The 22720-nt window shown below is 64.3% G+C and carries 22 protein-coding genes; 4 read left to right on the top strand and 18 right to left on the bottom strand.

Features of this window, described 5'->3' with window-relative positions; all coding sequences use genetic code 11:
- From QAT43_RS06055 to QAT43_RS06045, 3 genes are all read left to right on the top strand, one after another.
- A partial coding sequence (locus QAT43_RS06055; protein ID WP_305042151.1) for a TonB-dependent receptor domain-containing protein occupies window positions 1-579 on the top strand: 579 nt, incomplete at its 5' end.
- Window positions 579-1385, top strand: coding sequence for a PepSY domain-containing protein (locus QAT43_RS06050; protein ID WP_305042150.1), 807 nt, complete (start codon window positions 579-581; stop codon window positions 1383-1385). The genes QAT43_RS06055 and QAT43_RS06050, both read left to right, overlap by 1 nt.
- A gap of 216 nt (window positions 1386-1601) precedes the next feature.
- Window positions 1602-1757 carry a hypothetical protein gene (locus QAT43_RS06045; RefSeq protein ID WP_305042149.1) on the top strand — a complete coding sequence of 52 codons (156 nt, stop codon included), beginning with the start codon at window positions 1602-1604 and terminating at the stop codon, window positions 1755-1757.
- Between the two features lie 6 nt (window positions 1758-1763).
- On the opposite strand, the gene QAT43_RS06040 is transcribed toward QAT43_RS06045, so the two are convergent.
- The 14 genes from QAT43_RS06040 to QAT43_RS05975 all read right to left on the bottom strand — a co-directional run bounded on the left by QAT43_RS06040 (window position 1764) and on the right by QAT43_RS05975 (window position 16795).
- Complete coding sequence (locus QAT43_RS06040; RefSeq protein ID WP_305042148.1) at window positions 1764-3851, bottom strand: heavy metal translocating P-type ATPase; 2088 nt, start codon at window positions 3849-3851, stop codon at window positions 1764-1766.
- Complete coding sequence (locus QAT43_RS06035; protein WP_305042147.1) at window positions 3851-4123, bottom strand: hypothetical protein; 273 nt, start codon at window positions 4121-4123, stop codon at window positions 3851-3853. Before QAT43_RS06035 ends, QAT43_RS06040 begins: the two co-directional genes overlap by 1 nt.
- Complete coding sequence (locus QAT43_RS06030) at window positions 4120-4542, bottom strand: hypothetical protein (protein WP_305042146.1); 423 nt, start codon at window positions 4540-4542, stop codon at window positions 4120-4122. Before QAT43_RS06030 ends, QAT43_RS06035 begins: the two co-directional genes overlap by 4 nt.
- Window positions 4543-4634: 92 nt before the next feature.
- A complete protein-coding gene (locus QAT43_RS06025) occupies window positions 4635-5084 on the bottom strand; it encodes a hypothetical protein (protein ID WP_305042145.1) in 450 nt (149 codons plus the stop codon).
- Window positions 5085-5105: 21 nt separating this feature from the next.
- The gene (locus tag QAT43_RS06020) at window positions 5106-5495 is read right to left on the bottom strand and encodes an HMA2 domain-containing protein (protein ID WP_305042144.1); all 390 of its coding nucleotides are present in this window, start codon (window positions 5493-5495) and stop codon (window positions 5106-5108) included.
- 158 nt (window positions 5496-5653) lie between these two features.
- A complete protein-coding gene (locus QAT43_RS06015; RefSeq protein ID WP_305042143.1) occupies window positions 5654-7741 on the bottom strand; it encodes a TonB-dependent receptor family protein in 2088 nt (695 codons plus the stop codon).
- Between the two features lie 135 nt (window positions 7742-7876).
- A complete protein-coding gene (locus QAT43_RS06010) occupies window positions 7877-8170 on the bottom strand; it encodes a DUF2325 domain-containing protein (protein ID WP_305042142.1) in 294 nt (97 codons plus the stop codon).
- 164 nt (window positions 8171-8334) lie between these two features.
- The gene (locus tag QAT43_RS06005; RefSeq protein WP_305042141.1) at window positions 8335-9126 is read right to left on the bottom strand and encodes a transporter; all 792 of its coding nucleotides are present in this window, start codon (window positions 9124-9126) and stop codon (window positions 8335-8337) included.
- A 116-nt stretch (window positions 9127-9242) separates the two neighbouring features.
- Window positions 9243-9368 (bottom strand): FeoB-associated Cys-rich membrane protein, encoded by a 126-nt coding sequence (locus QAT43_RS06000; protein WP_305042140.1) that lies wholly within the window; start codon window positions 9366-9368, stop codon window positions 9243-9245.
- A gap of 1 nt (window position 9369) precedes the next feature.
- Window positions 9370-11622, bottom strand: a complete 2253-nt coding sequence (gene feoB, locus QAT43_RS05995; RefSeq protein WP_305042139.1) for a ferrous iron transport protein B — start codon at window positions 11620-11622, stop codon at window positions 9370-9372.
- Window positions 11619-11846: a FeoA family protein gene (locus tag QAT43_RS05990; protein WP_305042138.1), complete on the bottom strand. Its 228-nt coding sequence runs from the start codon at window positions 11844-11846 to the stop codon at window positions 11619-11621. Before QAT43_RS05990 ends, feoB begins: the two co-directional genes overlap by 4 nt.
- Before the next feature lie 2 nt (window positions 11847-11848).
- Entirely contained in the window at window positions 11849-12106 is a 258-nt protein-coding gene (locus tag QAT43_RS05985; protein WP_305042137.1) for a FeoA family protein, read from the bottom strand.
- 48 nt (window positions 12107-12154) lie between these two features.
- The gene (locus QAT43_RS05980) at window positions 12155-12805 is read right to left on the bottom strand and encodes a DUF3793 family protein (RefSeq protein WP_305042136.1); all 651 of its coding nucleotides are present in this window, start codon (window positions 12803-12805) and stop codon (window positions 12155-12157) included.
- Window positions 12806-12985: 180 nt separating this feature from the next.
- Window positions 12986-16795: a chemotaxis protein CheB gene (locus QAT43_RS05975; RefSeq protein WP_305042135.1), complete on the bottom strand. Its 3810-nt coding sequence runs from the start codon at window positions 16793-16795 to the stop codon at window positions 12986-12988.
- A gap of 277 nt (window positions 16796-17072) precedes the next feature.
- Between QAT43_RS05975 and QAT43_RS05970 the strand changes: the two genes are divergently transcribed.
- Window positions 17073-19589: a heavy metal translocating P-type ATPase gene (locus tag QAT43_RS05970; protein ID WP_305042134.1), complete on the top strand. Its 2517-nt coding sequence runs from the start codon at window positions 17073-17075 to the stop codon at window positions 19587-19589.
- Between the two features lie 115 nt (window positions 19590-19704).
- Here the strand turns inward: QAT43_RS05970 and hypE are convergent, their stop codons facing one another.
- The 4 genes from hypE to hypB form a co-directional block, all read right to left on the bottom strand.
- Window positions 19705-20718 carry a hydrogenase expression/formation protein HypE gene (gene hypE / locus QAT43_RS05965; protein ID WP_305042133.1) on the bottom strand — a complete coding sequence of 338 codons (1014 nt, stop codon included), beginning with the start codon at window positions 20716-20718 and terminating at the stop codon, window positions 19705-19707.
- Window positions 20719-20837: 119 nt separating this feature from the next.
- Window positions 20838-21929 (bottom strand): hydrogenase formation protein HypD, encoded by a 1092-nt coding sequence (hypD, locus tag QAT43_RS05960; protein WP_305042132.1) that lies wholly within the window; start codon window positions 21927-21929, stop codon window positions 20838-20840.
- Window positions 21926-22159 carry a HypC/HybG/HupF family hydrogenase formation chaperone gene (locus QAT43_RS05955; protein WP_305042131.1) on the bottom strand — a complete coding sequence of 78 codons (234 nt, stop codon included), beginning with the start codon at window positions 22157-22159 and terminating at the stop codon, window positions 21926-21928. Before QAT43_RS05955 ends, hypD begins: the two co-directional genes overlap by 4 nt.
- A 22-nt stretch (window positions 22160-22181) precedes the next feature.
- Window positions 22182-22720, bottom strand: a 539-nt coding sequence (hypB, locus tag QAT43_RS05950) for a hydrogenase nickel incorporation protein HypB (RefSeq protein WP_305042130.1), incomplete at its 5' end; no start/stop codon positions are given.

Raw genomic sequence — 22720 nt, 5'->3', positions numbered from 1 at the left:
TTCGGTCGCAGCGGACTCTGGGCGGTGGGCGCCTTCTACAAGGACATCGACGGGGTCATCGAGAAGCGCCAGGTCGGGGTCGACGCCGGCACCGGCAAGCCCATCGAAATGCCGGTCAATGCCGGCAACGCCAAGGTCAAGGGGCTCGATTTCGAAGTGCGCACCGGCCTGGAGTTGCTCGCCTTGCCCGATGTCAGCCTCCACGCCAACTATACGCTACAGGACTCCGAGGTGAACGATCCCAATACCGGTGCGAGCCGGCGCATGAAGGATCACCCCCAGCACCTCGGCAATCTGATCCTTCGTTACGGCCACAAGCCGCTGGGCTTCGGCGCCTCGCTGGGCTTGAACTACATCGGCAAGAAGGTCGATGAGACCAGCCCCCTGACCCCGACCAAGACCGAGAAGGCCTTCACCACAGTGGATGCCTCCCTCACCCAGCGTATTTACGGCGGGGCCAGCTTTTTCGCCAGCGCCAACAATCTGCTCAACGAGAAGCGCGAGAAACAGGACGGTCTCAAGACCGAGCGCGAGGAAGTCGGGCGCATGTTCTTTGCCGGATTGAGGTTTGATCTGTGATGCGTCTGATGCGCAAGCTCCATGAATGGTTCGGCCTGCTCACCCTGGTCGTCGTGGTCATCGTCTCGGTCACCGGCGTGCTGCTGGTGCACAAGAAGTCCCTGGGGCTGGACAAGGTCAGCTTCAAACTTCCGGGCTATGCCGTGTCGCCCACGACGGATGCCTGGGATACCCTGGAGGTCGGCGACCATCTGGTCGTCACCACCAAGCAGGGCGTGTTCGTGCGGGTCGCCGGCGAATGGCGGGGCACCCTGCCGGTTCCGGTGCGTCAGCTCGTTCTGCACGAAACCAACCTCTATGCAGCCGCCAAGGACGGGCTCCACCGCAGTGGCGACCAGGGCCTGAGCTGGGACAATCTACTGCCCGGACAGGAGGTGCGGGCAGCCGCCCTGTCCGGTACCGAGTTGTTCGCCGCCACGCTGCACGGCCTGCTGCGCACATCCGGCGAAGCCCCGGGCACCTGGACGGAGGTCGTCGCCTTCGGCAAGCAGCCCCTCGATGTGCGGCGCATTCAGCCCCTCGGAGACGAGGTGCTGCTGGCGGCCAAGGAGGGCCTGTTCCATTTAGGGGAAGGGGGCGCCATGAGCCTTGTCGGCCTACCCTTGGAGGAAAGCGCGGCCGCCGGCGTCTCCCTGCAGCGCCTCGTCACCGATCTGCACAACGGCGATTTTTTCGGCCGCCTGGGCTATCTGGCCATCGACGCCACGGGCGTCGCCCTGCTGCTCTTGTCGTTGACCGGGGTCTACCTTTGGTACGTGCCCTGGAAAAAACGCCGCCAGGCGGCCCGAGTCCGCGCCGCGCTCTGATCGGCGCTTGGCCTGTCATTTCCAACGCATTGCGCAAGAAAGCCCTGGTGCAAATCGGGGCTTTCTTGCTTTCTCAGGCAGGTCGAATCCGGGCTGTTCCAGCGAAAGGTGGTACCCGAATGGATGTGCTAAGCTAAAAGGCAAAGCCTGCGTAAGGGCGGTGGATGCAAAGATCAGGCACCGAGATTTACACCCCGTCCACAGCAAGGAGACGCCATGTCTATCGATCTGAAAGTGCTGGAGAAGGCCATCGCCGCCAAGGATCTAGCCTTCATCGCGAAGCGTCTGGCGGAAACCGCGCGGCAATTTGGCTGGAGTGAAGAGGACATCGTGCGCCTCGGGGAAAGGCTGGCCGAGCAGGGGCGGCGGTGAGCGGGTTCAGGCGGCGGGGGATACCGGCTGATGTAGGGGCGCCAGGGCCTTGACCCCGACGCTGAGGGTGCCGAGATTGTGCAGCAGGGCCGAGAAGATCGGCGGCGCCAGGCCGGTGACGGCCAGGGCCATGGCCGCGGAATTCACCCAGAGAATGGTGCGGTAGTTGCTGCGGATCAACTCCATGGCTTCGCCGGCGATGCGTCGGGCGGCGAGTAGGTCGTGCAGGGTGCCTTCCATGAGCAGGATGTCGCAGGCTTCCTTGGCGATATCCGCGCCATGTTTCATGGAGATGCCGATGTCGGCGTAGGACAGGGCCGCCGAATCGTTCATACCGTCGCCCACCATCACCACCCGGTGGCCCTGCTGCTGCAGGGCGCGGATCACTTCGACCTTGCGCTCGGGCAGGGCTCGGGCGTGGTATTCGGCAATGCCGAGCCGTCCGGCGACGGTGCGGGCGGTGGCCTCGTTGTCGCCGGTGAGCATGATCACGCGGGCGGCGCCGTCGCCGCGCAGGCGCGCCACGAAATCGCCTGCTTCGGGGCGCAGCGGGTCGTGCACCGCGATCAGGCCGGCCAGTCGCTCGCCGATGGCGACATAGAGGACCGAGTGCCCTTGGGCGGCAAAGCGCTGGACATGGGCCTCTTCCGTGGCGCCGAGGGGAATCCTCTCGTCCTCGTGCACGAAATGGCGACTGCCCACCAGGATGCGCCGGCCGTGGACGCGCGACACGATGCCGTGCGCCAGCACATAATCCACCTCGGCGTGTTCTTCTTCGTGGGCCAGTTTGCGTTGGGCCGCGTGACGCACCACGGCGGTGGCGATGGGATGGGGGAAATGCTCTTCGACGCAGGCCGCTTGCCGCAGAACGTAATCCGCCTCGTAGCCGTTGAAGGCGACGACTTCCGCGACCTCGGGGGTCGCCGCGGTGAGGGTGCCGGTCTTGTCGAGGACGAAGACATCGGCCTGGGCGAGCATTTCCAGGGGCCGGCCACCCTTGATCAACACGCGGTGGCGGGTGGCGCGCGCCAGGGATGAGAGGATGGTTAGCGGCGTGGCGAGCTTGATGGCGCAGGAATAGTCCACCAGCAGCACGCCCGCGGCCCGCGCCGGGTTGCCGGTGAGGGCCAGGGTCAGGCCGCTCAGCAGGAACGAGTAGGGCACCACGCGGTTCGCCAGGGTCTCGCCGCGGCTCTGGGTCTCGGCCTTGAGATGCTCGCCCTCCTCGATGATCTTCACCACGCGGGCGGCGCGGGTGCTGTCGCCCACCTGCTCGGCGCGAATGCGCAGCAGGCCCTCCTCCACGGCGGTGCCGGCATACACGGAAAGCCCCGGGCGCTTCACGACCGCCAGGCTTTCGCCGGTCAGGCTCGCCTGATTGACCAGTGCCTCGCCGTCCAGCACCGTCCCATCCACCGGAATCAGCCCGCCCATGCGCACCACGACCGTTTCGCCCGGGTTGATCTCCGCCAGGGCCACCCGCTCTTCCCGGCCCGCCCGCAGCACCCAGGCCCATTCCGCCTCGTCGGCGCGGAACATGTCGGCCAGCAACTTGCGCGAGCGCCGGCGCGTCCACTCCTCAAGGTAATCGCCGGCCTTGAGCAGAAACGAGATGAGGGATGCGGTGAAGAAGTCGCGCGTCGCCATGGCGGCGCCGATGGCCGAAGCATCGAGAACGTCGACGTTGAGCCGACCTGAGCCGAGCGCCGCCGCGCCTCGGCGGAAAATGGGGATGGCGCCGAGCATCGACAGCACCGGCCGCACGGGTGGGGGAATCAGGGGGCGCAGAAGCAGCAGGGTGCCCGAGCGGATGACGGTTTTCTTTTTCCGCTCCAACTCGCTGAGGGTACGCCGTCCGCGGGGGCGGGGCGGGCGCGCCTCCGCCAGGTGGCGCAACAAGGTTTCGCGAGCAAGGGCGCGATGGTCGTAACGGATGAGTAGATTGCGCGTGTGGGGATTGAAGGAAACCTTATGCATCCCGGCCAGATCGCGCAGATGGGCTTCCACCTCCCGCGCGTCAACGGCCGGTCGGCGCGGCAACACCAGATGCAGCCGCAGCCGACCGGGAAACTCGTGAAGGATCTGGTACTGCATTATTTCTCGGTTCTGCGCGACCTTGAGGTTTTGGCCCGGGCGGTGGCGGCTGCCTTGACGGGCTCGGTCGCCCCTGTCGCGCGGGCGGGGGCGCCGCCCTTGGTTTCTTCCAGATCGTCAAGCATCTGTTCCAGCCGCTCCATGCGCGACTCCGCGTCCTGCTTTTCCCGCAAGCGCGAAATCACAAAGGAACTGCCCAGGGTCGCGCCGGCGCCCAGCAACAGGGTGAGCCCGGTGCGCAGATAATGAAACCCGCGGCTCTTCATGGTCATGGCTGCTCCTCCTTGCCGGGGGTCGGCTGCTCGGCGTCAATCTTGGCCAGGCGCTCCTCGACGATGCGTTCGATGCGCTCCAGGATCGCCTTTTCGCGCTTATCGGCATCCACCGCGGCATCGTGCTCGCGCTCGTACTCGTAGATCGCCTCGGCGATGATGTCCTCGAAGTCTTCCTTGACCTTCTCGTACTTGCCCGCAGCCCATTCCTTGAAGGCGTAGCCTTCCTTGACCACCCCCACGGCCGTCGGCCGCACCTTGCGCGTGACTTTCTCGAGGCTCAGCGCCGCCAGCGCGCCCAAGGCGCCGCCAGCCAGCAGCCAGAGGCTGCGCTTGCCGATATAGAGCCCCTGTCCGTGCTCCTCCCGGCCTTGCGGTTGTGGGTTTGCTCCGTACTCACCACGGTCTTCTTCCGACATGCGTACCTCCCGGATGGCGAAGATGGAATAAATGCCTACCTAAAAACTATACTTTTGTCCGGCGAAATGACAAGGGGTTGGCTGGGTCCGCCTCAGATGAGGAGCGTCGCGCGTTTTTCGAAGAGGTGCAGGGCCAGTAGCCCGAGAAAGACCGCCCCGGCAAGGGCATGCGCCTTGGAACCGGCGCCCAGGGCGGCGAGGGCCGCCAGCAGGGACAGCAGCATGCCGAGATTCAGGACGCGGCGTTTGCTCAACAGGGGCTTGCTTACGCTTAGCGGGACTTTTCGGGAAATGCAAGGTGCCGGGGCGAGCGTCGACCGAAGGCGTCCCAGGCTCCGCGCGAGCAGGTCGGTGATCTTGCCCACGGCGCCGCGCGTTGTGTTGTAGAGAATCAGCAGGCTTGCGGTGCGGGGATTGCCGGACACCGCGCGGATGTCCGGCTGGGCCAGAAGTTGTTCGCGCAAGGCGCTCAGGATTTGGACTTGACGCAGGCGCGGATCGCGGATGCGCAGGCGGCCTTCGACATGGCTGGTGATGGTCATGGCGTCTCCGAGCCTTGCTGTTCAGCGTCTCAGTGCCGAAAAGGCCGGCACCAGGATGTCCAAGGGTTTGGGAAGAACGGCATGGGCCACCAGATCAAAAAACAGATGACGGCCGGCCGAGGAGGCGGCAGGGATCTTGTCGGTTTGACGGCTGTGGGGTGTCGTGGGCAGGTCGCAGCCCAGGGTCGGGTCGGCGAGAAGCTCTTCGAGTCGGCTGCTCAACTCCATGCGCGACAGCCGCGCTTCCTCGAAGCACACCAGCACCCTGCCGGTCCGAAAATTCGCCGTGGCCGCCTGTACCCCGACAAGCGCACCGATCTTTCGCTCCAAGGCCTCGCACCGGCCGCGCTGACCTTTGATCGCTTCACACTCCAGCCGCAGCCGGCCCGGCAACACACTTAGGGGCGCCATCGCTGTTCTCCAGGAAACGGGTAATGAAAATCGAAGTCAATGTTATCCGTAAGGCGGACCAGCGTCAACAAAAAAATGAAAGTCGTTTTCACTCCTAGAAAGCCGGTGGTTCAGGCGGCGTCCGGCTTGGTGTGATCGCCGGGCGCCGCCTGTCAGGTCTAGAAGTTCATCTTGACGCCGGCGCTGATCAGCCTCTCCAAGCCGGGGAAGATCCCCTCGGGAGCGCGCGAGGCGATGTATTTCTTGTCGAACAGGTTTTTGACCGAGGCGAACACCTGGATCCGTTCGGTGACCTGGTAATCACCGTTGAGATGCCACAGGCTGTAGCTGGGCAGGATGCCGGTCCGGCCGTTGGCCGAGCCGACCCGGGTATTTTCGAAATCGGCAAACTGTTGATCGACGAACTGGTACTGCAGGCCGGTGCCCCAGGGCCCCTGGCGATAGGACAGGGTGGCGTTGACCAGATTTTCCGGGGCGTAGGGCAGGCGGTTGCCCTTGCGGTCGATGCCGCCGAGGATGCGCGTGCTGTCGAGCTTGGCGGTGGGCACGTGGGTCCAGTTGGCGTCGAGACCAAAGCCCCAGCCGAGGTCGGCGCCGATGCCCACTTCAAAGCCCTGATTGATGGTTTTCCCGGCGTTGGTCAGCTCGGAGGTGGCGCCGCCGGCCTGACTGGCCTGGATGATCTGGTTGCTGAAGTCGTAACGAAAGGCGGTGACTTCGTAGCTGAGTCGCGGCAGACGCCCGCGCACCCCGGCTTCATAGTTGTTGCTGCGTTCCGCCTTGAGATCAATGGCATCGCCGTCGTTGGCGACGGCGTCAGCGACGCGCGGCGGCGCGAAACCGCGGTGGATGCCGCCGAACAGCACCAGGGCGTCGCTGAGCTTGTAGGTGGCGCCGATGCCGGGCACCCACTCGGTATTGCTGGTCTTGTTGGAGGCATTGACGTCGGCGCTGTCCCAGCGGTGAATGGCGCGTTTCTGTCGATAGCTTTCCACGCGCAGCCCCGGGGTTAGCGCCAGGCGCTCGGTCAGGTGAAAGCGATTCTGCAGAAAGACGGCAAGGGCGTCGGCTTCGCGCAGATCATCCTCGCGGATAACACCGGAGCGCGCATCGGCGGTGGCGCCGTTGACCCGCTGATTGGTCATTTCCTCGGTGTGCAGGCGCACGCCGAAATCGGTCTCGTTGCGGATGCCCAAAGTCTCATGGTTGAATTCCAGCCGGGTGTCGACGCCGGCCAGGGTGAATTCCCGCAGTCGCCCGCCGTTGGTGCCGCGCATTTCGTTGAGACCGGTGTCGGCGTTGAAACGGAAATCCTCACGCCACCAGTCCCGGACGGCGTTGTTGGCATAGAGCAAGGTGCGCCAGGTCAGATCCGGGGTAATCTGCAGTTCATGATTGAGGTCCAGGGAATAGCGCTCGACTTCAAGCCGGTCCTGGGCGGCCTTGTTCTGCCGTGGATTTTCCTCGAACTCCCGCTGGGTCAATCCCAGATAGGTTGACTGGCTGTCGTTATTGTAATAGGTCAGCTTGACCCCGACGAATTGGTTGGCGCCGATGCCGAAGCCGGTTTTGAGAACCAGGTCGTCCACGTCGAAATCATTGTTCTGGCGATTGCCGTCGCCGGCTTTCTTCAGGTAGCTGATGCCGGCGGCGACGTTGTCCCAGGTGCCGCCGTAGTCGAACAGCAGCGAGCGAAATCCCTGGTTGCCACCGGTCAGGGTCAGGGCGCCGCCCGGTTGGTAGGGCGGATTTTTGGTGACGTAGTTGATCGCCCCGCCGATGGTGGAAGGGCCGTAGCGTAGGGAACCACTGCCCTTGAGTACTTCGATGCGTTCCATGCGTTCGATGGGTGGATGGTAATAGGCCGCCGGGTCGGTGTAGGGCCCCAGCGCGATGGGCGCGCCGTCTTCCAGCAACATGACTTTTTTGCTCATATCGGGATTGAGACCGCGCACGCCGATGCGCGGAAAAAACCCGTAGCCGTCGGTTTCCACGGCATGAATGCCGGGTTCGCGGCGCAGGGCATCCTGGGTGCTCAGCGGCCGGGTCGCTTCGAGCTTTTCCTGGGTGATGACGGTGGCCGATCCCGGGGTGCGCTCCAAGGCTTCGGCCGCGCTGCCGATGATATCGATACGCGGCAGCCTGGCGGTGGTTTCCGGTTCGGCGTGCGCGACTGAAGTGGCCAGCAAGCTGACGCCGAGCAGCATGGGGAACGCTAGCTTTTTCGTGGTGCGGATGGACTTCACGGTTTTGAGCCTCCTGGAAAGGAAAATCCTGCCACGGCAGGGGCCGACCGCTTTTCGCTGATCGGCCGTGATGACAGATGGGAGGGTCGCGCAACGGCATCCTCCCGACAAGGGCCCCCGGGGGGCCGGGTTAGGTCACTGGGTTTTTTGTTCGAGCAGGCAACTCAGACAGTCGCGCAGGCTGCACAGGCCGCAGGAATGAGCCTGTAGCAGGGGAATGCCGCAGGCGCGCGCCGCTCGCACGGCGTCGCGACGGGCGTTGTGCGAAACTCGGTCGGTGAACAACACCAGTGCGTCAAAGCGACGAAGTTTGTGCTCAAGACCGGCCTGCTGCTCGTTGAACACCCGGAGGGTGAGGCCCAGCTTGTCGGCTTCGGCGCGGTACAGGGCTTCCAAGCGCTTCATGCCACCGATGACGGCAATGCTCATGGCGATGCTCCTTGGATGAAAGGAAGGGGCCGCAAGGGTTTTTTGTGGGAGCCCCCAATGAGGCGCGGAAACTGAAAATCGTTATCAGCTGGGCGGTAAAAAAAATGGCTCGGGATGTGCGGTGACGCTTCCGGCAATAGCCGGCAACGTCACCGCACCTGCTCTTACAGACTCCAGGTCAATCCCACCAGCAGAGCGTAATCGGGCTCGGGGCGACTCAGGCCGAACTTGACGCCGCCATCGAGAGCGATGTTGTCGGTGACGGAGTACACCAGGCCGAGCAGGCCGAAGGCGGGGTGCAGATCGGAATCCTTGGACTCATGGGTCTCGATGCCGATGTCGGCCACCAGGTCGAGGGTGGGGGTCAGCTCCCGCACCGCGGCCAGGGAGGCGCTGTAGATGTGGCGGCGGCTCTCCAGGCGATCTTCCGCCAGCTTGTAGCGGTTGTGGGCATAGCCCAGGTTGAGGTGCAGATCGACGAGCTCGAATTCCTTGGTGGCGATCAGGGCCAGGCCGTAGGACACCTCGCCGCTGCCGAGACCCTTGTCCTCATCCCCCGTGGGGATGGTCAGGGACGGTTTGAGGGCCAGGGCGCCGAGGTCGCTCTCGTGAAAGCGCCATTTCACTTCCAGGGTCAGATCGCCGATGCCGTTATCGCTTTCGGTTTCGCCGGCGAATTTGGTTCGGGTGTAAATGTAGGGCGCCTCGAAGAGCAGGTCGAGATTGTCGAGCAGGCCGTAGGCCAGGGCTACCGCGGTCTGGTTGTCGCGGGCCCGCAGTTTTTCACCATCCACCGTCTGGCGATCGAAGCTCAGTTCGTTGCTGAATTCGAGCAGGATGCCGCCCTGGCCCTCGGTGCCGGCGTCGTCGGTGACCAGCGGCTGGATGGCGAAGGCGGGTGGGGCGAGCAAGCTGAGGGTCAGCAGCGTGGTCAGCAAAAACTTGGTGGTGCGCATGGTTCCTCATGGAGTTCACATGGGGCATTTTGAGCCCGGTTGTCGGTAACACGAAATTTATATGCGTGGCACATTATCTTGGCGGCGCAAAGCGTGTCAAGAAAAATTATGGCTGCCTAACCTTTTCGGCAACCGCAGTCGGTGCAGCCGCACGGACCTTTCTTCTTGCGCAGGGACCGGTACAGCAGCCAGCCGGTGCCGCCGAGAACCAGGCCCATCCAGAGCAGATCGACGAGGCCCATGTCAGCCTCCCAGCCCGAGCAGGCTGCCGCCCTGGTAGATGATCAGGGCCACCGTCCAGGCCAGGACACTCTGGTAGGCGAAGGCCACGCCGAACCACTTCCACGAGCCGAACTCCTGGCGCATGGCGATGGCCACCACCACGCAGGGCATGTAGAGCAGCACGAAGGCCATGAAGGCGTAGGCCGACAGGGGCGTGAAGGCGCCGCGCACCGCAGATTGTAGGGGCGTGCCCGCGGACTCGTCCTCGGCGGCGAGGCTGGCGACGCCGAAGGTGGAGACGATGTTGAGCCCCGCGCCCTGCAAAGCATCGACGAAGCCGCCGCCGATCTCGATCAGATCCTCGCCGAAGGTCGGCGCTGGTCCCTCGGACTCTTCCGCGGCGAGGGCGCCGGGCGCGTAGATCTCGCCCATGGTGCCGACCACGATCTCCTTGGCGATGATGCCGGTGATGAGCGACGAAGCCGCCTCCCAGTTGCCGAAGCCCAGGGGCTCGAAGACCGGGGCGATGGCGGCGCCGGTCTTGCCCAGGTAGGAGTCGCGCTTGTGCTCGACGCCCCAGGGCAGGTTGAGCAGGAACCACACCAGCACCGACACGGCGAGAATGTAGGTGCCGGCCTTGATGAGAAAGTGCTTGCCTTTCTCCCAGGTGTGGATCAGCAGGTTGCGCAGGGACGGCAGGCGGTAGGGGGGCAGTTCCATGATGAACATGGGGGCCTCGCCGCGAAACAGGGTCTTCTTGAAGATCACGCCCATGAGGATGGCCAGGGCGATGCCCAGCACGTAGAGCGACCAGATCACGGTTCCGGCGTGGGCGGCGAAAAACACCGCGGCGAACAGCACGTACACCGGAAGCCGCGCGCCGCACGACATGAGCGGCAGCAGCAGGGCGGTGAGCGCCTTGTCGCGGGGATTCTCCAGGGTGCGCGTGGCGTAGATGCCGGGCACGTTGCAGCCGAAGCTCAGCAGCATGGGGATGAAGGATTTGCCGTGCAGGCCGATGGCGTGCATGGCGCGGTCCATGACGAAGGCGGCGCGCGCCATGTAGCCGCTGCCCTCCAAAAAGGTGATGAAGAACATCATGGCGAAGATCACCGGCACGAACACCAGCACGAAGCCGACCCCGGAGAGCACCCCGTCGACGGCCAGGGACAGCGTCCAGTCGGGGGCGCCGAGCAGACCCAGGCCGGCGGCCGTCCAGCGCATGAAGGGGCCGGCGATCAGGGCGTCGAGCCAGTCGGCGAAGGGCGTGGCGACGTCGAAGGTGAGCTTGAACATCAGCCACATGGCGCCGAGGAAAATGGGAATGCCGAGAAAGCGGTTAAGCACGATGCGGTCGATCTTCTCGGTGATTTCCGTCTTACGCAGTTCGGGCCGCCGCAGCACCTCGCGGGTCAGCCCCGACGCCAGGGCGTAGCGCGCATCGGCCATGAGCGCTTCCAGATCCTCGCCGTGGGCGCGGCGCAGGTGCTCGAGCGCCGCCTCGCGCGGCAGGGCCTGGGGATCGAGGTTGAGCTCGCGCTGCAACTCCTCGTCGCCTTCCATGAGCTTGAAGCTGAGCCAGCGGGCGGGAAAACGTTGGCTGACCTCGGGATATTTGGCGGCCAGGTTGGCGCGCAGGGTCGCTTCGGCCTGGTCAATGTCCGGACCGTAGCTGAGCTGTCGCGGCTGGTGTTGGGCCGGCGCGGCGGCCACCCCGAGGGCGGCGGCGAGCAGTTCCTTGATGCCGCGGTTCTTGGTCGCCGCCGTGGGAATGACCTTGATGCCGAGCAGCTTCTCCATCCCGGGCACGTCGATGCGAAAGCCCTTGGCTTCGGCCTCGTCGTAGATGTTGAGGGCCATGACCATGGGGATGCCGAGTTCGAGAAGCTGCACGCTGAGATAGAGATTGCGTTCCAGGTTGGTGGCGTCGACCACGTTGATCACCAGGTCGGGCTTCTGATAGACCAGGTAGTCGCGGGCGATGATCTCTTCCTGGGTGTAGGGCGACAGGGAGTAGGTGCCCGGTAGGTCGACCAGGCGAATTTTTTGCCCGGAAAACTCGAACTGCGCTTCCTTGCGTTCCACCGTGACCCCCGGCCAGTTGCCCACGTGCAGGCGGCTGCCGGCAATGGCGTTGATCAGGGTCGACTTGCCGGCGTTGGGATTGCCGGCCACGGCGATGGTGATGGGACGCTTGGTCACCGCGTGCAGAGCGGGTTTTTCCGCCGCCGCCGTTTGTGCCGGCACCCCCTGGGCTTGCGCCTCCTTGCTCATCGCAGCACCTCCACGGCGATGCCTTGCGCCTCTTTCTTGCGCAGCGAGAGCTGATAGCTCTTGATGGTCACTTCCAGCGGATCGCCCAGGGGCGCGATTTTCACCACCTTGACCTCCTCGCCGATGAGCACGCCCATGTCCATGAGTCGCCGTTTCAGCGGGCCGATGGCGCCGATGGCCGTGATTTTGCCCTTTTCGCCAGGCTTGAGTTGCGCCAGATTCATGCTCACCTCCATACCCAAATGTTCATGGCCAGTCCTCGCGCCAGGGCGATGCGTGATTCGTCCACCCGCAGCAGCAGGGGACCGCTGCCTCTACTGAGCATTTCCACTTCCTTGCCGATGCGCAGCCCCAGTTCCTCGAGGCGCCCGGCGCTCTCGTCGTCCGTTTCACGCGCCGTTGCGCCCGGGCGGGTGCGCACTTCGGCAATCAGCGCTTTTTCGCCCGGCGCCAGCAGGCCCAAGGGCATCATGTTCAGATTCATTGTGTCTCCCCCTGCTTGTTCAGGATTGAGTTGGCCGGCGAGAATTTCTCAGGCGGCGCGGGCGAGTTTCAGGCAATCGACGGGACTGGCGCAGCAGGACAGGCGGCGCGCCATGCGACAGCGGCAGTCGAGAAATTCTTCCGCCAGGCGCAGGCTTTTTTCCGGCGCGCCATAGATTTTCCAGGGACCCTGGCCGGAATTAGGCAGCGCCGCCCAGCCCATGAAGCCGACCACGTCCTTGAGGGGATAGCCGAGCAGGGCCCCGATTTCATGAGGCATGCCGTTGCCGTGAAAACACCTTTGCAGAGTGGCGAGAGTGCATTCCAGGTCGGCGGGGTCGGCGTGACCGGCCTTGGCGAGGAGCGCCCGCACGTTGGGGCGCGCCAGGGTTTGCAGCAGGGTCTTGCGGTGATAGATGAGGAGCAGAACGGAGCTGCCGCGTTCGGCCATCACCCGAAAATGCAGGCCGCTCCGGCTCAGCAACGCCGCGCCATGGCGCTGCCAGAGTTGGTAGAGATTGCGTCCGCAGGGGCGCTTGCGATTGATGATGCTGAGCAGATTGGCGGGCTTGGCCCCTTCGAGGATTTCGGCGGTCTCCAGGGCGAGAAAGGAGGCAAGGCATTCCTGATCGTCGCTGAACCGGGCGGCGAATTCATTCCAGGCCGGCCGTTTGTTCAGGGCGGCTCGCTGATTGGGCATGGCGCAACCTCTTCTTCTTGATCGTTAGAATGATTTTCTTTTTCAGTTGGTGGCCGCCAGGTATTTTCGGCCCGAGACAGGTCGAATCTTAGTGAAAATGAAAACGGATGTCAACAAAAAGATCGGCGATGGCAGGGAAAAGTGCCTGCCATCGCCAGGGGCCAGGGTGGGCTCGGGAGCTTATTGGGCCGCGTGGGATCCGTTGGCCGGGCTCTTCGGGTTGAGGTCCGGTCGCAAGCAGGCCTCCTGGATCAATTGTTCCAGGGTTTCGACGCGATAGGGCTTGGTGAGAACGGCAAACATCCCGGCGTCAAGAAAGCGTCGGCGATCTTCGACAAGCGCATGGGCTGTCAGGGCGATGACGGGGGTTCGCAGGTTGGGGCTTCGCGGGTTTTGCCGGAGCAGGCGCGTGGCCGAAACCCCGTCGAGTTCCGGCATGGAAACGTCCATGAGCACCAGGTCAAAGGGTTCCTGATTCAGCATTTCGAGGGCTTGCCGGCCGTCGGCGGTCAGGGTGACCTGGTGTCCGGCCCGACGCAGGATGCGACTGAGCAGTTCTCGGTTGATGCGGTCATCCTCGGCCACCAGGATTTTTCGCGGCGACCCGGCGCCGGCGTCCGGGGATTGCGGTGATTGGTTGTCGGCGGATTTTTCCTTCTTGCCCGGGACGACGACGCCGCCGAACAACGCGGTGAAATAAAAGATCGTGCCCCCGCCGGGATTCTCGCCGTACCAGATCGTGCCGCCCATCAGCTGGACCAGTTGGCGGCAGATGGCCAAGCCCAGGCCCGTGCCGCCGTAGCGCCGGGTGATGGAGGAGTCGGCCTGGGTGAAGGGCTCGAAAACCATTTCGCCGACATCGTCGGGTAGGCCGATGCCCGTGTCGGCGATGGAAAACCGCACCAGGATACCGGCGACGTTTTTCTCCTGAAGGTCGGCGCGCAAGCTGATGCGGCCCTGTTGGGTAAACTTCACGGCATTGGCGAGCAGGTTGGACAGCACCTGCCGCAGCCGTTGCGGATCGCCCGCGAGCAGGTGCGGCAGGGCGGGGTCGAAGTCGATCTCCAAGGCAAGCTTCTTGGTCTCGATGCGGGGGCGATGGATCTTGGCGACCTGGTGCAGTACAGCCGCCAGTTCGAAGGGTTCCTGAACAAGATGCACCACCCCGGCCTCGATCTTGGAATAGTCGAGGATGTCGTCGATAACGGCGAGCAGGTTTTCCGCCCCGCTGCGCAGGGCATCCAGGCAGTCCTGCTGCTCCTGGTCGCGCAGGCTGGGCGCGAGGATCTCGATGGCGGAAAAGATGCAACTCACGGGCGTGCGGATTTCGTGGCTCATGTTGGCCAGGAAAATGCTTTTGGCCGCGTTGGCGCGGTCGGCTTCCTCCTTGGCGAGGCGCAGGTCGCGGGTGCGCTCCTCGACCTTTTCCTCCAGTTCCCGGTTCAGTTGGGCCAGGGCGCGCTCGGCGTCCTTGATTCGCGTGATGTCGGTAAAGGTGAGCACCACGCCTTCCACCGTTTTTTCCTCGGTGATGAAGGGCAGGATCCGCTTGAGCAGCCAGTGCCCCTCGTGGGTGAGGATTTCCTTCTCCACAGGGGTGCCGGTGGCCAGAACCCGCCGAACATCTTCGAGCATCCCCGCCTGATCGGCGAGATGGTAGGCGATGTGATCGAGGGGGCGGCCGATATCCTGCGGCAGCAGCTTGAAGAAGCGCTCGATGGCCGGATTGAATTTGCGGATGCGCAGGTTGCGGTCGAGATAGACCGTGCCGACAGGAATGCTGGCGAGCAGGTTGACATGATCCTGGTTGATTTGCTTGAGTTCCTCGTTCTTCTGCTCGAATTCAGAGTTAACGCTGTAGAGTTCCTCGTTGACGGAGTGCAACTCCTCGTTGGTGCTTTGCAATTCCTCGTTGGCCGCGAGCAGTTCCTCGTTGGTGGCCTGCAACTCCTCGTTGGAGGTTTGCAGTTCCTCGATGGTGGTCTGCAGGGTTTCCCGGGCCGTTTGCAGTTCGCTTTCCAGGTCGCTGATGCGCTGCTGGAGATGTTCGGGCAGCCGTTCCGCGCTCAGGGTCAAGACGTTTTCGGCGCCGTCGCCCTCATCCAGGTTCCGTGCGGCATCCCGGGCTGGCAAGGCCGAGACGAAATAATGCACGGACTGACTTTTGGCATCGGGCAGCACCTCGATGCGCAGTTCGCAGCGCTGGGTTTGCGCCTGTTTGTCCATGGCCAGGTTGGGAATGGTCACGGCGGTTCGGGTCTTGGCCGCGCGATGCAGGGCGGTGGCGAGGGGCAGCTTGAACGGCTCCTCGACGAGCAGCAGCAGATCATTCTCGAAGCGGCCCTCGGGGGTGTCGAGAAAACCCGCAAGATCGCCGAAGTAATGCAGAACTTCGCGCTGCTCGTTGATCAGCACGCCGGGCGGCATGTATTGGCGCAGCAGCTGGTCGTAATCCGAAAGCAGCTGGCGGTCGATGCTCAGGCTGAGCCGGGTCGGAGGATGCAGCACGGCGGGTGCCGAAAAGCGCCCGTGCAGCTTGTCCAGTCCCAGGTCAAGTCCGATCCTGAGATCCCGTGCCTTGCGGAACAATTTGTTCGAGCCGTCGAGGGTGTCGAATTCCGGAGCGATTTTGCCCAATCCCTCGCTGGCGCCGAGAAACAGCACACCGCCGCGGCGCAGGGCGAAATGGAACAGGGAGAGAACCTTGTCCTGAATATCGGGTCGCAGATAGATCAGCAGATTGCGGCAGCAGACCAGGTCGATCCGGGTAAAGGGCGGATCGCTGATCAGATTGTGGGGGGCGAACACGATCATCTTGCGCAGAGCGGGCAAAATCCGGTAGCTCTCCTCGCCCTCGGCGGTGAAAAAACGCCGCAGCCGTTCCGGGGTGAGGTTTTTCAGGCGCTTGGCCTCGTAAAGACCCTGGGCGGCGAAGTCGATGGATGAGCGGTGCACGTCCGTGGCGAAGATGGTGATGGGTTTGTCGTACCGGTATTTTTCCGCTTGCTCCGTCAGCAGGATAGCCAGGGAATAGGCTTCCTCGCCGGTGGCGCAGCCGGCGGTCCAGACGCGCAGGCCGTCCTCGGCGGCGGGCGCCTTGAACAACTCTGGAATCACAAGTTCCTCTAGCCTTCGAAATGCTTTTTGGTCGCGGAAAAATTCCGTCACGCCGATGAGAAGATCATGATAAAGCAGGTCGAGTTCCATGGTGTCGACCCTGAGCAAGGCGGCATAATCTTGCACATCGGCCAGGCGGCGAAACTCCATGCGCCGCTGAATGCGCCGCCCCACCGTGGGGGGCTTGTACTTGGAAAAATCGAGATGATACTGGCTGTTGAGCAGGGCGAAGATCGGTTGATATTCATCCACCTCGACGTCGTCCGTCGGCAGGGTTTGCATCAAGGACTCACGCTTGGCCGGTGAGGTTGCGACGTAGCGCATGAGGAATTCGGGGATTTCATCCGGCGGCAGCAGCAGGTCGCAGGCGCCCGAGGCCAGGGCGCTGCGCGGCATGCCGTCGAATTGAGCCGTCTCAAGGCTTTGCGCGATGACCAGGCCGCCGGCGCGATGGATCTCCTGAATCCCGCGCGAGCCGTCGCTGCCGGTGCCGGAGAGAATGATGGCGACGGCCTTTTTCCCCGCGTCCGCGGCCAGGGAGCGCAAAAAGACATCGATGGGCAGGTCCGGCTGGGGGCCGGGCTCGCGTTCCGCCAAAAACAGTCTGCCGCTGTTGAGGGTCATATGAATTTTGGGCGGATTCAGGTAGATGCAGTTGGGCTTGAGGGTCATGCCGTTGGCGGCGCGCTGGATCTCCATTCTAGTGTGGCGCGCCAGCAGATCGTCCATGAGGCTTTTGAAATCAGGCGAAAGATGCTGGATGACGACAAACGCCATGCCGCTGTCGGCGGGCATATGCGAAAAGAGGCTCTCCAGGGCCGACAATCCGCCCGCCGAGGCGCCGACGGCGACCACCAGACGCGGCTTTTTCATGGCTTTTTCGGGTGCATTCAAAGACCTTGGGGTCTTCATAAGCGTCGATCCTTTCACCGCCACCCGGAATGGGTGATCGGAAAATCTAACCCAGTCCGCAAAAAAAGCAATTGTCCTAAGCGACGACGGACATTATTGGTTCAAATAAGATAACGGGTTGGGGAAAAACGCTGCAAAGCCGCGAAATGCTTCAGAGGCTTTGACTTGTTTCGTGACAAATTTTATCATCTTTTTGGTTGTTGACTATTTCACCTAGTTTGTAGGACGAGGTGGACCAATGATGGACAAAGCATCCGGGGAAAATCAGCGCCAGACCGTTTTAAGCCTCGGCATCGCCGGCATGAACTGCGCCTCCTGCGTGGGGCGGGTGGAAAAGGCCCTGCGGGCGGTGCCGGGTGTTGCCGAGGCGTCCGTCAATCTCGCCACGGAGCGCGCCCGGGTGGTTTTCACCGCCGGGGCGGCGGATGCGGCCGCAGTGGTGGAGGCGGTGCGCGCGGCGGGGTACCGGCCCAAGGTGGAGACGCGCGAGCTCCTCATTCAGGGCATGAATTGCGCCTCCTGCGTGGGACGGGTGGAAAAGGCCCTGCGGGCGGTGCCGGGTGTGCTCGATGCGCAGGTCAACCTGGCCACGGGGCGCGCGACCCTTGAGGTGGCGGCCGGGGCGCTGGACAATGCCGTGCTGATCGAGGCCGTGGGCAAGGCGGGCTACGCCGCGTCGGAAACCGGCGCGGCCGAGGAAGGTCGCGACCGCGAGGGCGAGGAGCGCGAGGCCGAGCGGCGCGAACTTCGGCGCGCCCTGCTGTTTGCCGCCGCCCTCACCCTGCCGCTCTTTATTCTCGACATGGGTTCCCATGTGGTCCCGGCCCTGGGGCGCGGGTTGGAGCAGGCCCTGGGGCGGCAGAACCTGTTTTATGTCTATTTCGTGCTGGCCAGCCTGGTGCAGTTCGGTCCGGGCCTGCGCTTCTACCGCAAGGGCTGGCCGGCGCTGCTGCGCGGTGGGCCGGACATGAATTCCCTGGTGATGCTCGGCACCTCGGCGGCCTGGGGCTATTCGGTGGTGGCGACCTTCGTGCCCCAGGTGCTGCCTGAGGGCAGCGTGCACGTGTATTTCGAGGCTTCGGCGGTGATCGTCACCCTGATTCTGCTGGGACGCTATTTCGAGGCGCGCGCCAAGGGGCGCACCAGTGAGGCGATCAAGCGCCTCTTGGGGTTGCAACCGCGCACCGCGCGGGTCCTGCGCGACGGCGAGGAACGAGAGATTCCCATCGACGAGGTGCGGCGCGGGGATCTGCTGCGGGTGCGTCCCGGCGAGAAAATCCCCGTCGACGGCGAGGTGGTGGACGGGCATTCCTACGTCGATGAGTCGATGATTACCGGCGAGCCCCTGCCGGTGCGCAAGGAGACGGGGGCCGAGGTGGTGGGCGGCACTCTCAACCAGACTGGCAGCTTCACCTTTCGCGCCGTCAAGATCGGCGCCGATACCCTGTTGGCGCGGATCGTGCGCATGGTCGAGCAGGCGCAGGGGTCGAAACTACCGATTCAGGCCCTGGTCGACCGGGTGACCAACTATTTCGTGCCGGCGGTCATGGCTGCGGCGCTGCTCACCTTCCTCGTCTGGCTCTTCGCCGGGCCCGCGCCGGCTCTGACCTTCGCCCTGGTCAACGCCGTCGCCGTGCTGATCATCGCCTGCCCCTGCGCCATGGGGCTCGCCACCCCGACCTCCATCATGGTCGGCACCGGCCGCGCGGCGGAAATGGGCGTGCTGTTTCGCAAGGGCGAGGCCCTGCAGCGGCTGCGCGACGCCCAGGTGATCGCCCTCGACAAGACCGGCACCCTCACCCAGGGGCGTCCGGAACTGACCGATTTTCAGGTGGCGCGGGATTTTGACGAGGGCGAGGTGCTGCGCTGGGTGGCGACGGTGGAGCGCGCTTCGGAACACCCCATCGCGGAAGCCGTCGTCGCGGCGGCCCGCGCACGCGGCCTGGAACTCGGCGAGGCGCGCGATTTCACTGCCGAGCCGGGCTTCGGCGTCGCGGGGAAAGTCGACGGGCGGTTGATCCAGGTCGGCGCCGATCGTTATATGGGGCGCCTGGGGCTGGCCGTCGAAGAGTTCGCCGAGCGTTCCCTGCTCTTGGGCGACGAGGGCAAGACGCCGCTCTATGCCGCGGTCGACGGACAATTGGCGGCAATCCTGGCGGTGGCCGACCCCCTCAAGGATTCCACGCCGGCGGCCGTCGCCGCCCTGCACGCGGCGGGGCTGCGGGTGGCGATGATCACCGGGGATAATCGCCGCACGGCGGCAGCGATCGCCAAGCGCCTGGGCATCGACGAGGTGGTGGCGGAAGTGCTGCCCGACGGCAAGGTGGAGGCGGTGCGCGGTTTGCAGAAGGAGGGGCGCAAGGTGGCCTTCGTGGGCGACGGGATCAACGACGCCCCGGCCCTGGCCCAGGCCGATGTGGGCATCGCCATCGGCACGGGCACCGACATCGCCATCGAAGCGGCGGACGTGGTGCTCATGTCCGGCGATCTGCGCAACGTGCCCAACGCCCTGGCCCTGTCGCGGGCCACCATCCGCAACATCCGCCAGAACCTGTTCTGGGCCTTTGCCTACAACACCGCCCTGATTCCCGTGGCCGCCGGGGTGCTCTATCCTGCCTTCGGCCTGCTGCTCTCGCCGGTGTTCGCCGCTCTGGCCATGGCGGCCTCCAGTGTGTGCGTGGTGAGCAACGCCCTGCGGTTGCGGGGCTTCAAGCCGCCCCTGGCGGCGGAGGTGAGTCGGGGGGCAGAGCTTTGATTGCAAGGCGTTTCCGGCATGGCCCTTGCTGTGCCGCGATGATGTCGAGGTAGGTTGGGTAGAGTAAAACGAAACCCCGCGGGTGGTTTGCGGTGTCGACCAATACCGACTTCGGTCAACAAATGCGCGGCAACTGCTCCCCGGCGAGCATTTCGATGGCGCGCAGGCCGCCGATGGCGGTGCGCAGATAGACCTTGCCCGCCGAGGCGCCGGTAACCTCGCCGATGACGGCGGCGTGGCGGCCCTGGGGATGGCGGCGCATGAGCGCGAGGGCCTGCTCGGCGGCTTCGGGGGCGACCAGGGCGAGCAATTTGCCTTCGTTGGCCACATAGAGGGGATCGAGGCCGAGGATGGCGCAGGCGCCGCGCACCGCTTCGCCGACGGGCAGGGCGGGTTCCTCCAGGGTCAGATCGACGTTGGATTGCAGGGCGATTTCCTTGAGGGTGGTGGCCACGCCGCCGCGCGTCGGGTCGCGCAGCACATGCAGATCCGCGCCGACGCCGGCGATGAGTTCCGCCACCAGCTCGTGCAGGGGCGCGGTGTCGCTTTGGATGGCGCTGTGCAGATCCAGCCCCTCGCGTCCGGCGAGCACCGCCATGCCGTGATCGCCGAGGGTGCCGTTGACCAGGATCTTGTCGCCGACCCGCGCGCCGCTGCCGAGAATCTCCAAATCATGATCGAACACGCCGATGCCGGCGGTGTTGATGAAGATCTTGTCGGCCTTGCCGCGCGGCACCACCTTGGTGTCCCCCGCCACGATGGCCACCCCGGCGGCGGTCGCCGCCGCCTTCATGCTGTCGAGCACCCGCTCCAGGTCGGCAATCGGCAGCCCCTCCTCGAGAATCAGCCCGACGGTCAGATACAGGGGCCGCGCGCCGCTCATGGCCAGGTCGTTGACCGTGCCGTTGACGGCCAGATCGCCGATATCCCCGCCCGGAAAAAAAATCGGATCGACCACGTAGGAATCGGTGGTGAAGGCCAACCGCCGCCCGCCGTGGCTGAGCACCGCCGCGTCGTTCTGATCACGCTGCGGCAGCCCAGAAAGGCGCGGAATGATAACGTCGTCGAGCAACTGATGGCTAAGCTTGCCGCCGCTGCCGTGGCCCAAAAGGATGATGTCGGATTTCAAAGCAGAATCTCCAGAAACAACAAGATTACACCGCAGAGGACGCAGAGAGCGCAGAGAGATGGAATCTTGGTTGGGGGTTCTCGGCGAACTTTGCGATCTCTGCGGTGAAATGGGTCTGATTAAATCCCGTATTTATACTCCGCCGCGCAGGTTCCCTCGCTCGACACCATGCAGGCGCCCACGGGATTTTCCGGGGTGCAGGCGGTGCGGAACAGGGGGCAGTCGCCGGGGCGAACCTTGCCCTTGAGGATTTCGCCGCACAGACAGCCCGGGTGTTCGCGGGGCGCCTCGACCTCAACGGCGATCCGGCGGGCGGCGTCGAAGGCGGCGAATTCATCGCGGATGCACAGGCCGCTGCCGGGAATCACGCCGATGCCGCGCCAGGGCACGTCGCAGGGGGCGAACACCTGGGCGAGAATGTCCCGGGCGCGGGGATTGCCCTCGGGGCGCACAATGCGGCTGTACTGGGTTTCCACCCGCGGGCGTCCTTCGATCACCTGATCGGCCAGCATGGCGATGCCTTGCAGCATGTCCAGGGGCTCGAAGCCGGTGATGACGCAGGGCACGCCGAGTTGCTCGGCGAGGGGCGCGTAGGCTCCGGGGCCGATGATGGCGCTCACATGGGCCGGGCACAGATAGCCGCTGACCTGAAGTTCGGGATCGGCGGCCAGGGCCGCCATGGGGATGGGGATGGTCTTGTTGGCGCCGAGGACGAAAAAGTTTGTCAGTCCCTGGCGTTGCGCGGCGAGAATGGACCCGGCGATGGTCGGCGCGGTGGTCTCGAAGCCCACGCCGAGAAACACGATTTTTTTCTCGGGTTGTTTTTGCGCCAGGGCCAGGGCATCCAGGGGCGAGTAAACGATGCGCACACTGGCGCCGCGCGCCTGTTCGTGCTGGAGATTGCTGGAGGAACCGGGCACGCGCACCATGTCGCCGAAGGTGGCGATGACGACTTCGGGCAGGCGCGAAAGGGCCACGGCATGATCCACGTAATCCACCGGGGTCACGCACACCGGGCAGCCCGGCCCGGAGATCAGGCGGATTTGCGGCGGCAGCAGGGAGCGGATGCCGTGCTGGTAGATGGCCATGGTGTGGGTGCCGCACACCTCCATGAAGGTCATGGCGCCCGCGTAATCGGCCACCCGCGCGTGCAATTGCTCCACCAGGCGGCGCGCCACCGCGCCGTCGCGAAAGGCGTCGAGGTATTTCATTCCACGCCTCCGCCCTCGGCGAGAATCCGGCGGAACAGGTCAATGGTGGCCTGGGCGTCTTCCTCATCGAGCTTGCTGATGGCAAAGCCCGCGTGGATCAGCACGAAATCGCCCACCGCCACCGGATCGGCGAGCAGCATCAGCGACGCCTCGCGCTGCACGCCGTCGATTTCACACACGGCCAGATCACCGTCGATTGTTTTGATCTGCATGGGTATTCCAAGGCACATATAATCTGTCCTTTGTCATTGGTCATTGGTCATTGGTTTTGTCTTTAATAAATGACAAGTGACCAATGACCAATGACAGCCTCTCGCCCCTTTTTCGGTTCGCGCCCTGCGCCAACCACGCATACCACTTATCCATCCCTTCACCACTTTTACACGAAACCTCAAGAATTTGGATGTCGGGCTTGACCTGGCGGGCGTAGGCCTTGCACTTTTCCAGGTCGAAATCGAGGTAGGGCAGCAGGTCGATCTTGTTGATGAGCAGCAGGTCGGCGGCGTGGAACATGTTGGGATACTTGATGGGCTTGTCCTCGCCCTCGGTGACGGAGAGCACCGCGACCTTGTGATCCTCGCCCAGGTCGAAGGCCGCCGGGCACACCAGGTTGCCGACGTTTTCGATCATGAGGATGTCCGTGGCGTCGAGGTCGAAGTGCTCCACGCCGTGGCCGACCATGTGGGCGTCGAGGTGGCAGCCGGCGCCGGTGTTGATCTGGTGCACCGGCACGCCGGTGGCGGCGATGCGCGCGGCGTCCTGGTCGGTCTGCTGGTCGCCCTCCAGCACCG

This window comes from Geoalkalibacter sp. (assembly GCF_030604225.1).
Lineage (GTDB): Bacteria > Desulfobacterota > Desulfuromonadia > Desulfuromonadales > Geoalkalibacteraceae > Geoalkalibacter.
This window is presented reverse-complemented; position numbering and strand designations above follow the sequence as displayed.